The sequence below is a fragment of the Flavobacterium sp. P3_A6 genome (assembly GCF_056403035.1).
This window is the reverse complement of the sequence record NZ_JBFUGG010000043.1, coordinates 1-8,805: the sequence shown is the minus strand read 5'-3', so window position 1 is coordinate 8,805 and position 8,805 is coordinate 1. Positions and strand designations below refer to the sequence as shown.

Sequence of the window (8,805 nt, the reverse complement as noted above, 5' to 3'; positions counted from 1 at the left end):
GGCGAACCTTATAATAAAGATAAAGGAAAGATAAGCTGTGAAAAATCAAAAGCGATTAAATTATGGCAAATTGAGAAACGTATAAAATCACTTCAATTAAGTAACGAGGAATTAAATAATCTGTTTTCTAAAACTTCATTTTCAACTGTATAAATATAGTTGTATAGAAATAACGATACATAAAAAAGAATCGCTATGGAAGAAAAAACTACTGCGTAAAGCGTACTCAACGTAATTTTTAAAATAAAAAAACCTCAGATTCACAAATTATAAAATCTGTGAATCTGAGGTTTAATTTTTAAGCAGATTTATTTTATCCCAAGAAAGCTTTCAATTCCTCATAAGTTGAAATTTTCACACTTACTTTTTCTTTGTTCATCACGCTTTCAATTTGTGTCGGAAGGGGTAAGGTAACTCCCAAAGCCGGCTCCACTACGTCCAGGAACTTGATAGGATGTGCTGTTTCAAGAAAAACACCAATCGCGTTTGGTTTATTTGCCAATTCTTTTTTCAGTCCTAAATAACCAACAGCGCCGTGCGGTTCGGCGATATAACCTCTTTCGTTATGAATGGCTTTCATTGCTGCCAAAGTTTCAGCGTCAGTAAAAGTGTATGATGTAAAATCTTTTTTGAATTGAGCCAAATCGTTGTGATACATTTCTTGAATACGAACGAAGTTACTTGGATTCCCAACATCCATAGCATTCGAAATCGTAGCGATCGATGGTTTTGGGTCGTAAATTCCGTTAACAAGGAATCTTGGCACTGTATCGTTTACATTGGTGGAAGCTACGAAATGCTCGATAGGCAATCCTAATTTTTTGGCAATGATACCCGCACAAATATTCCCGAAGTTTCCGCTTGGACAAGAGAAAACTAGCGGTTTGCCTTGTTTTTTTAATGCTTTGTGAGCAAAGAAAAAGTAAAACATTTGTGGCAACCAGCGTGCAATATTAATCGAATTGGCAGAGGTCAGGTGAATATGATCTAAATCTTTATCAAGAAACGCTTTTTTGACCATGTCCTGACAATCATCAAAAACACCATCTACTTCAAGTGCTCTAATATTTTGCCCCAAAGTCGTCAGCTGTCTTTCCTGAATGTCGCTCACTTTTCCGGAAGGATAAAGAATAACGACATCAACACCTTTTACGCCAAGAAAACCACTGGCAACAGCTCCTCCCGTATCTCCGGAAGTTGCTACAAGAACTGTGTTTTTATTGTCTTTTTTGTCCTTGTTGAAATACCCCAGGCAACGAGACATAAATCTTGCGCCTACGTCTTTGAATGCCATTGTTGGGCCGTGAAATAATTCAAGGGAATAGATTCCGTTTTCTACTTCCACCAAAGGGAAATCAAAACACAGCGTTTCGGCTATGATTTGTTTTAAGGTTTCGGCAGGGATTTCGTCTCCGACAAATTGTTTGATAGCTTCAAAAGCGATTTCTTCGTGCGACAAACTTTCGATAGCCTCAAAAAAACTTGGAGCCAAAGGTGTTATGTTTTCCGGGAAATACAATCCTTTGTCGGTTGCCAATCCTTGAATTACCGCTTCCTGAAAAGAAACGTTTGGTGCATTATGGTTTAAGCTGTAATATTTCATTGTGATACTAATTTTAGAATCCCCACCCCAACCCTCCCCGAAGGAGAGGGAGTCGAAACGTGATTCAGGATGTTTTTTATTAAAATTTAGAATTTTTATATTTTTATTCCCCCTTCGGGGGTTAGGGGGATTAAATAATTTTCATTCCTTCGTCGTTCACTTTGGAAACGTGAATTTCATAAGGTAGATTCATTTCTTCGTAAACGGCACTCATGGCTTTGGCAATTTTGTCTGCGTTTTCTTTTCCTTTGCTTAAAGCAAAAATAGAAGGCCCAGAACCCGAAATTCCTGAACCCAAAGCTCCGTTTTCATAAGCCGTCTGCTTGATTAAATCAAATCCCGGAATCAGCATAGAGCGGATAGGTTCGATGATTTCATCGTGCAGAGAACGCCCTATCAATTCATAATCCTGAGTGTAAAGACCGGCAACCAATCCGCCTACATTTCCCCATTGGGTGATGGCGCTTTTTAAGGAAACAGTTTGTTTCAAAACCGAACGGGCATCCGATGTTTTTAGCTCAATTTGAGGATGTACTACCGTTGCATACAATTCTGATGGACTGTCAATTTTGATAATATCCAAAGGATTTGAACTTCTCACCAATGTAAAACCTCCCAAAAGGGCAGGAGCAACGTTATCGGCATGAGCGTTTCCGCTGGCTAATTTTTCGCCCTGCATTGCAAATTTCACTAATTCTTTTCTAGTGAAAGGTCTGCCTAGCAATTCGTTGATGCCAAAAACAGCACCCGCTGAACTGGCAGCACTGCTTCCGATGCCGCTTCCTGCTTTGATGTGTTTGTAGATTTCGATTTCAAAACCAAATTCGGTCTCGACTTCTTCCAGCATTGCCAAAGCAGCAACTCCTGCAACATTGTTTTCGGTTTCCAATGGTAAATCGGCTCCAACAATTTTAGTAATACGAACTCCCTTCACATCCGATTTTCGGACAATCATTTCGTCACCCGCAGTAGCTAAGCAAAGTCCAAGTACATCAAAACCGCACGAAAGATTCGCGATAGTAGCGGGGCAAAATAGTTTTATTTCAGTCATAAATTTTGTTGTTGGTTGTTGGTTGTCTGTTGTCGGTTTCTGGATTTTGTCCATTAACCATCAGCTAATAACCATCAACTTAAATTATACATTTCCTATTCTAATTACATCTGCAAAAATTCCGGAGGCTGTAACCGCAGCACCGGCACCGGCACCTTTTATCAATAATGGCTGATCTACATAACGATCTGTATAGAACAAAACGATATTGTCTTTTCCTTCCAAATTGTAAAACGGATGATCTTTTGGAATAAATTGTAATCCTACGCTTGCTTTTCCGTTTTCAAATTGAGCTACAAATTTCAGTCGGCTTTCTTTTTGATTGGCTTCTGTCAAAATGGATTCAAAGTGTTTAGCATGTTCTTTTAATGAAGCGAAAAAAGCATCATTATTAGTCGTTTCCATACATGCTGCCGGAAGAAAAGATTTGTTTTCAATGTCTTCAATTTCCATTTGGTAACCGCTTTCTCGAATCAAAATCAGAATCTTTCTGGCTACGTCAATTCCGCTTAAATCTATTTTTGGATCTGGTTCTGTAAATCCTTGAACTCCAGCTTCTTTAACCACATCATGGAAAGTATTATTTTTATCAAAATTGTTAAAAATAAAGTTCAGACTGCCTGACAAAACGGCTTGTATTTTGTGTACTTTATCACCTGATGCGATTAGGTTTTTTACTGTATCAATAATGGGTAATCCAGCCCCGACATTTGTTTCAAAAAGGAAAGGCGCATTAAATTGACGCGACAGGCCTTTTAGTTTTTTGTAATTATCATAAGCCGATGAACAGGCAATTTTATTGCAGGTTACGACTGCTACATTTTGTTTTAAATACTGCTCGTAAGTTTTAGATACTTCTTCATTGGCAGTAATATCCACAAAAATACTGTTGCGTAAATTGAGCGCTTTTATTTTGGCGATAAATTCTTCCTTGTTTGCAGTTTCTCCTTTTTCCAAAAGTGACTGCCATTCTTTTAAAGAAATTCCGTCTTCATCAAAATACATTTTTCGGGAATTGGAAACCGCAATAACTCTTAGGTTTATTTTTAAATTCTCTTTTAGGAATTTCTTTTGCTGGTGGATTTGCTCGATGAATTTTTTACCTACATTTCCAACACCCATTACGAACAAGTTTAATTGCTTAGTGTTTTCTTCAAAGAAGTTTTCGTGCAAAGTATTCAGTGCTTTTTTGACGTCTCTTTCATTGATAACTACCGAAATGTTTCTTTCGGAAGCACCTTGGGCAATGGCGCGAATGTTAACGTTGTTTTTTCCTAAAGTACTGAACATCCTGCCGCTTAAACCTTGATGGTTTTTCATGTTTTCGCCAACCAAAGCAATAATGCAAAGGTTTTGCTCTACAATACAAGGGTCAATTTTGTTTTGGGCAATTTCTATTTGGAACGCTTTGTTGATGGCGATTTCGGCAGTTTCGGCATCCGAATTTAAAATACCTATACAGATAGAATGTTCTGATGAAGCTTGTGTAATAAAAATTACATTGATGCTTTCATTAGATAATACCTCAAATAGTCTTTTAGATGAACCGGCAACCCCAATCATTCCAGAACCTTCCAGAGTAACCAAAGTAATATTATCGATATGGGTAATCCCTTTTACAGGGTTTATATGTTCAGTAACAGTATTGGAAATCAAAGTTCCTTCGGCTTGCGGTTCGAAAGTATTTTTGATTATAATTGGAATGTTTTTTCTTAAAACAGGCTGAATTGTTGGTGGATACAAAACTTTGGCGCCAAAATGAGACAATTCCATAGCTTCTTGATACGATATCGTAGCAATAGGCTGTGCTTGTTTTACAATTTTTGGATTGGCAGTAAACATTCCGTTGACATCTGTCCAGATTTCTAGTTCGCTTGCGTTCAATGCTCCAGCAATAATGGCAGCTGTATAATCTGATCCGCCACGGCCTAAAGTTGTAATAATGCCATCTTCAGAAGTGGCAATAAAACCAGGCATCACAACTACTTGATTTTCATTCGATGCAAAAAAGTCTGCTATCAGCTGGTTTGAAAGTTCAAAGTTAACTGCAGCTTTTCCAAAATGATTATTGGTCTTAATCAATTCGCGACTGTCTTTATAACTGCTGTTTTTAAGCTTTTGCTTTAAAGCTTCGGCAATGATGTAGGAAGATAATAATTCCCCAAAACTTAAGATGGTGTCCAAAGTTCTTGGCGATAATTCACCCAAAAGAAAACAGCCGTCGAGCAATGTTTCTAAGTGGTTTATGATTCTTTTAATATGGCTTAATAAACCGCTTTGCTCACTAACAGGAATAAGCTGTTTAAGCGCTTCTAAATGTTTTTTCTCAATTTCGGCAACAATTTCTTTAAAACTCTCATCATTGGAAGCGGCTTTCGAAGCGGCTAATTGCAATAAATCGGTTACTTTGCTTAAAGCGGAAACAACTACAACAAGTTTTTCGGCTTGTGCTTTATTAAGGACTATGTCTAAAACTAATTTTATGTTTTCTGCATTGGCTACCGAAGTACCGCCAAATTTTAATACTCTCATAAGAAGTTTGTATTTGTTTTATGTAAATTTGAATCGCTGTTTTTAATTATTAGTATCTGAAAATCAGTGATTTTTAGTTTTTATTTTTGATTGTAAAATGATTTCTATACACCCATGACTTTCTTTCTTTAAAGAAAAAAGTACAGCAGCTGGATTATATGTAAAATGTGTACCCCTAAGGGGTAGTAGTTGTAGTAGATGTAGTTGTAACAGCAAGAGCAACCCAAATTTGAGTTGTTACCGAAGGATGATATGTGCTGTTAAATTTCTTCATTTTGATTTTTCAAAAGTACTGTTTTTTATGAAAAAACAAAGCTTTATGGTTCGTTTTTGCGAATAGTTTAATAATAGAAATTTAATATTGATTCAAATTTAATATTKCGTAATTTATTTATTCGTTTATTGAGATTATCTTTGTTTTCAATTGAATTGTAATGCAGTTTTGATGCTGATTAAGGCTTCAAACATTGTCAGTTTAGGGTTAAAAAACGATAATTTGGTCTTTGAAAATTTTTAAAATGATAGAATTTTATAGGATAAATTGATTCTGAGTAAGCTCTTGAATTTTATTTTATACCATTTTTTAAATTATTGTTATAAAACATTGCTTTTTAATATGGATTTGTGGAATTTTGAACACTTAAAATCATATGAATGGATAATATACATTATATAAGTACCGAATTACTTTCTTTTGAAACGCTGCAGGAGATTATTTCGCACCATAAATTAATTGCTCTTTCAGAGAATGCAAAAACGAATATTTTGAAGTGCAGAAAATATTTGGATGCTAAAATGGCTTCCCATTCGGAACCCATTTACGGTATCAATACAGGTTTTGGATCGCTTTGCAATGTGAAAATTTCAAATGAAAATTTATCAAAACTTCAAGAAAACCTTGTAAAATCACACGCTTGCGGTACAGGTGAAGAAGTCCCAAATGAGATTGTAAAATTGATGCTGCTGTTAAAGATTCAATCTTTGAGTTATGGTCATTCAGGAATACAGCTGCAGACAGTACAGCGATTGGTTGATTTTTACAATAATGATATCTTACCCGTAATCTATACTCAAGGGTCTCTTGGAGCATCTGGTGATTTAGCTCCTTTGGCGCATTTATCATTGCCTTTATTAGGAGAAGGAGAAGTTTGGTTTGAAGATAAAAAAGTAAATTCGAGTGAAGTATTAAAGCATTTTGGCTGGGAACCAATAGTACTGCAGTCCAAAGAAGGTTTGGCCTTATTAAACGGAACGCAATTTATGAGCGCTTACGGTGCTCATATTGTGATGAAAGCAAACAAATTTTCTTTTTTGGCCGATTTAATCGGAACTATTTCATTAGAAGGTTTTGACGGCAGAATTGAACCTTTTAATGAGCTGATACATTATATTCGTCCTCATAACGGGCAGATTGCGACTGCCAAAAGAGTAAAAGAATTTCTTGATGGAAGTGAAATCATCGGGCAGCCTAAAACCCATGTGCAGGATCCGTATTCTTTCCGCTGTATTCCTCAAGTACACGGTGCATCCAAAGATGCGTTTGATTATGTAAAGAAAGTATTCAAAACCGAAATCAATTCGGTAACCGATAATCCCAATATATTTATAGAGAGCGACCAGATTATTTCCGGCGGTAATTTCCATGGACAGCCTTTGGCATTGGCCTTAGATTTTATGGCTATTGCTTTGGCAGAATTAGGAAGTATTTCTGAGCGCAGAACTTATCAGCTGATTTCTGGACTGCGAAATCTCCCCGCTTTTTTGGTCGATAATCCAGGGTTGAATTCAGGATTTATGATTCCGCAGTATACTGCAGCAAGTATTGCAAGCCAAAACAAGCAGTTAGCAACACCATCCAGCGTAGACAGTATTGTGTCAAGCAACGGACAGGAAGATCACGTGAGTATGGGAGCCAATGGTGCAGCCAAATGCTTGCGTGTAATGGAAAATTTAGAGCGCATTTTGGCCATCGAATTGATGAATGCTTCACAGGCGATTGAATACAGGAGGCCTTTACAATCAAGTGATTTTATAGAAATGTTTTTAAAATCCTACAGAGAAGTGGTGCCTTTGGTAAAAGAAGATCGAATTCTGCATTATGACATTGAGAAAACAGTGGCTTTCTTAAATAGTTTTCAAATCGAAGATGATTTGTTAACATTGGCTTAACATTGGCTTTAAATAATGAAGTAATTTTGCACTACCTAAAATATAAACAAATGTCATTAAACTCTATTTTTCAATTTTTAGTTCCAAAAGACAAAAAATTCTTCCCTCTTTTTGAAGAAGCGTCAAGTAATTTAATTGAATTGGCTTCAAACCTGCATGAAGCTGTAAATCTGCCTTTAAAGGAAAGAGAGGTTCTTTTTATCAAAATAGATGAATTAGAGCAAAAAGGAGAGGATATAACACGTCAGACAAATTTAGAATTGAGCAGAAACTTTATCACTCCTTTTGATAGAGAGGATATTCACTCCCTGATCACGTCAATTGATTATGTTGCCGATTATCTTCATGGTGCTGCTTCAAGAATGCGTTTGTATCAAGTGGATAAAATCACGAAATCAATTCGTAAAATGACAGAAATCAACCTTGAAGCTTGTCAGAATATTGATGTTGCGGTAAAAGAATTGAAAAACTTGAGCAACATGAAAACTATTACCAATGCTTGTGCAAAAATCAATAAGCTGGAAAATAAATCGGATATGGTTTATAATAAAGCTGTATTTGAAATTTTCGAAAATGAAACAGATGCCAAAAATATCATTAAATATAAAGAAGTACTGTCAGTTTTAGAATCTGCAACTGATAAATGCAAGAGTGTAGCTAGTGTTTTAGAATCTATCACGGTAAAACATTCTTAATTTAATCTAATTCATTCTGAAGATATTGATATGACTTTACTATTAATTATTATAGTTTTAGCATTAGTTTTTGATTACATCAATGGTTTCCATGATGCTGCCAATGCTATAGCTACTGTCGTTGCAACTAAGGTTTTGTCTCCTTTTCAGGCAGTACTTTGGGCGGCTTTTTTTAACTTTTTGGCCTATTGGGTTTTTGGTTTAGGTGTGGCGAACACAGTTGCAAAAACAGCAAATACAAGCGAAATTGATTTAGTTGTGATTCTTGCAGGTGTTGTTGCTGCTATTATTTGGAATTTAATTACTTGGTGGCAGGGAATTCCTTCCAGTTCTTCACATACTTTAATTGGCGGTTTTGCTGGAGCAGCGGTTGCGCATGCAATTACGATGCACGGATTTTCGGATTATGCTGTAATTGAAGACGGAGTGCAGCATACTAAACATTGGTATGATATTGTAAGCTGGTACAAAGCAGGAAAAGACGGAGGTATGCCTTCCGGAGTAGTAATTATCATTGCATTTATCGTTCTTGCCCCTTTATTAGGAGCTTTAATTTCTTATTTGATTTCTATTTGGCTGTTGAATGCTTCTAGAAAAAGTATTTTGCCTAAGCTGTTTACTATCGCATTAATGATAGTATCAATTTGGTTTGTTTATGGCCAAATGGTTCCGTTTGAAAAAATAGAAAAGCCTCGCTTTGAATCTCATTTCTGGAGTATTGTATTCGAATCGCATAATATTAAGTGGTTTTTGGT

The 8,805-nt window shown here is 36.1% G+C and carries 6 protein-coding genes; 3 read left to right on the top strand and 3 right to left on the bottom strand.

Annotation, left to right across the window (positions count from 1 at the left end; all coding sequences use genetic code 11):
• Positions 1-313 precede the first annotated feature (313 nt).
• From thrC to thrA, 3 genes are all read right to left on the bottom strand, one after another.
• A complete protein-coding gene (thrC, locus tag AC1DVP_RS21140; protein ID WP_477185447.1) occupies positions 314-1,603 on the bottom strand; it encodes a threonine synthase in 1,290 nt (429 codons plus the stop codon).
• Between the two features lie 130 nt (positions 1,604-1,733).
• Positions 1,734-2,654: a homoserine kinase gene (locus tag AC1DVP_RS21135; protein ID WP_477185446.1), complete on the bottom strand. Its 921-nt coding sequence runs from the start codon at positions 2,652-2,654 to the stop codon at positions 1,734-1,736.
• A gap of 84 nt (positions 2,655-2,738) precedes the next feature.
• On the bottom strand, positions 2,739-5,186 hold the full coding sequence (gene thrA, locus AC1DVP_RS21130) for a bifunctional aspartate kinase/homoserine dehydrogenase I (protein ID WP_477185445.1): 2,448 nt from the start codon (positions 5,184-5,186) through the stop codon (positions 2,739-2,741).
• Between the two features lie 654 nt (positions 5,187-5,840).
• Here thrA and hutH point away from each other — a divergent pair.
• The 3 genes from hutH to AC1DVP_RS21115 all read left to right on the top strand — a co-directional run.
• The gene (hutH, locus tag AC1DVP_RS21125) at positions 5,841-7,355 is read left to right on the top strand and encodes a histidine ammonia-lyase (protein ID WP_477185444.1); all 1,515 of its coding nucleotides are present in this window, start codon (positions 5,841-5,843) and stop codon (positions 7,353-7,355) included.
• Between the two features lie 50 nt (positions 7,356-7,405).
• Entirely contained in the window at positions 7,406-8,050 is a 645-nt protein-coding gene (locus tag AC1DVP_RS21120) for a DUF47 domain-containing protein (protein ID WP_100433675.1), read from the top strand.
• A 30-nt stretch (positions 8,051-8,080) separates the two neighbouring features.
• Positions 8,081-8,805 (top strand): inorganic phosphate transporter (locus tag AC1DVP_RS21115; RefSeq protein ID WP_477185443.1); only part of this gene is annotated, 725 nt, incomplete at its 3' end.

Coding starts and splice junctions, on each gene's coding strand:
- thrA (WP_477185445.1), bottom strand. CDS start 5,186: ATGAGAGTATTAAAATTTGGCGGTACTTCGGTAGCCAATGCAGAAAAC.
- thrC (WP_477185447.1), bottom strand. CDS start 1,603: ATGAAATATTACAGCTTAAACCATAATGCACCAAACGTTTCTTTTCAG.
- AC1DVP_RS21135 (WP_477185446.1), bottom strand. CDS start 2,654: ATGACTGAAATAAAACTATTTTGCCCCGCTACTATCGCGAATCTTTCG.
- AC1DVP_RS21120 (WP_100433675.1), top strand. CDS start 7,406: ATGTCATTAAACTCTATTTTTCAATTTTTAGTTCCAAAAGACAAAAAA.
- hutH (WP_477185444.1), top strand. CDS start 5,841: ATGGATAATATACATTATATAAGTACCGAATTACTTTCTTTTGAAACG.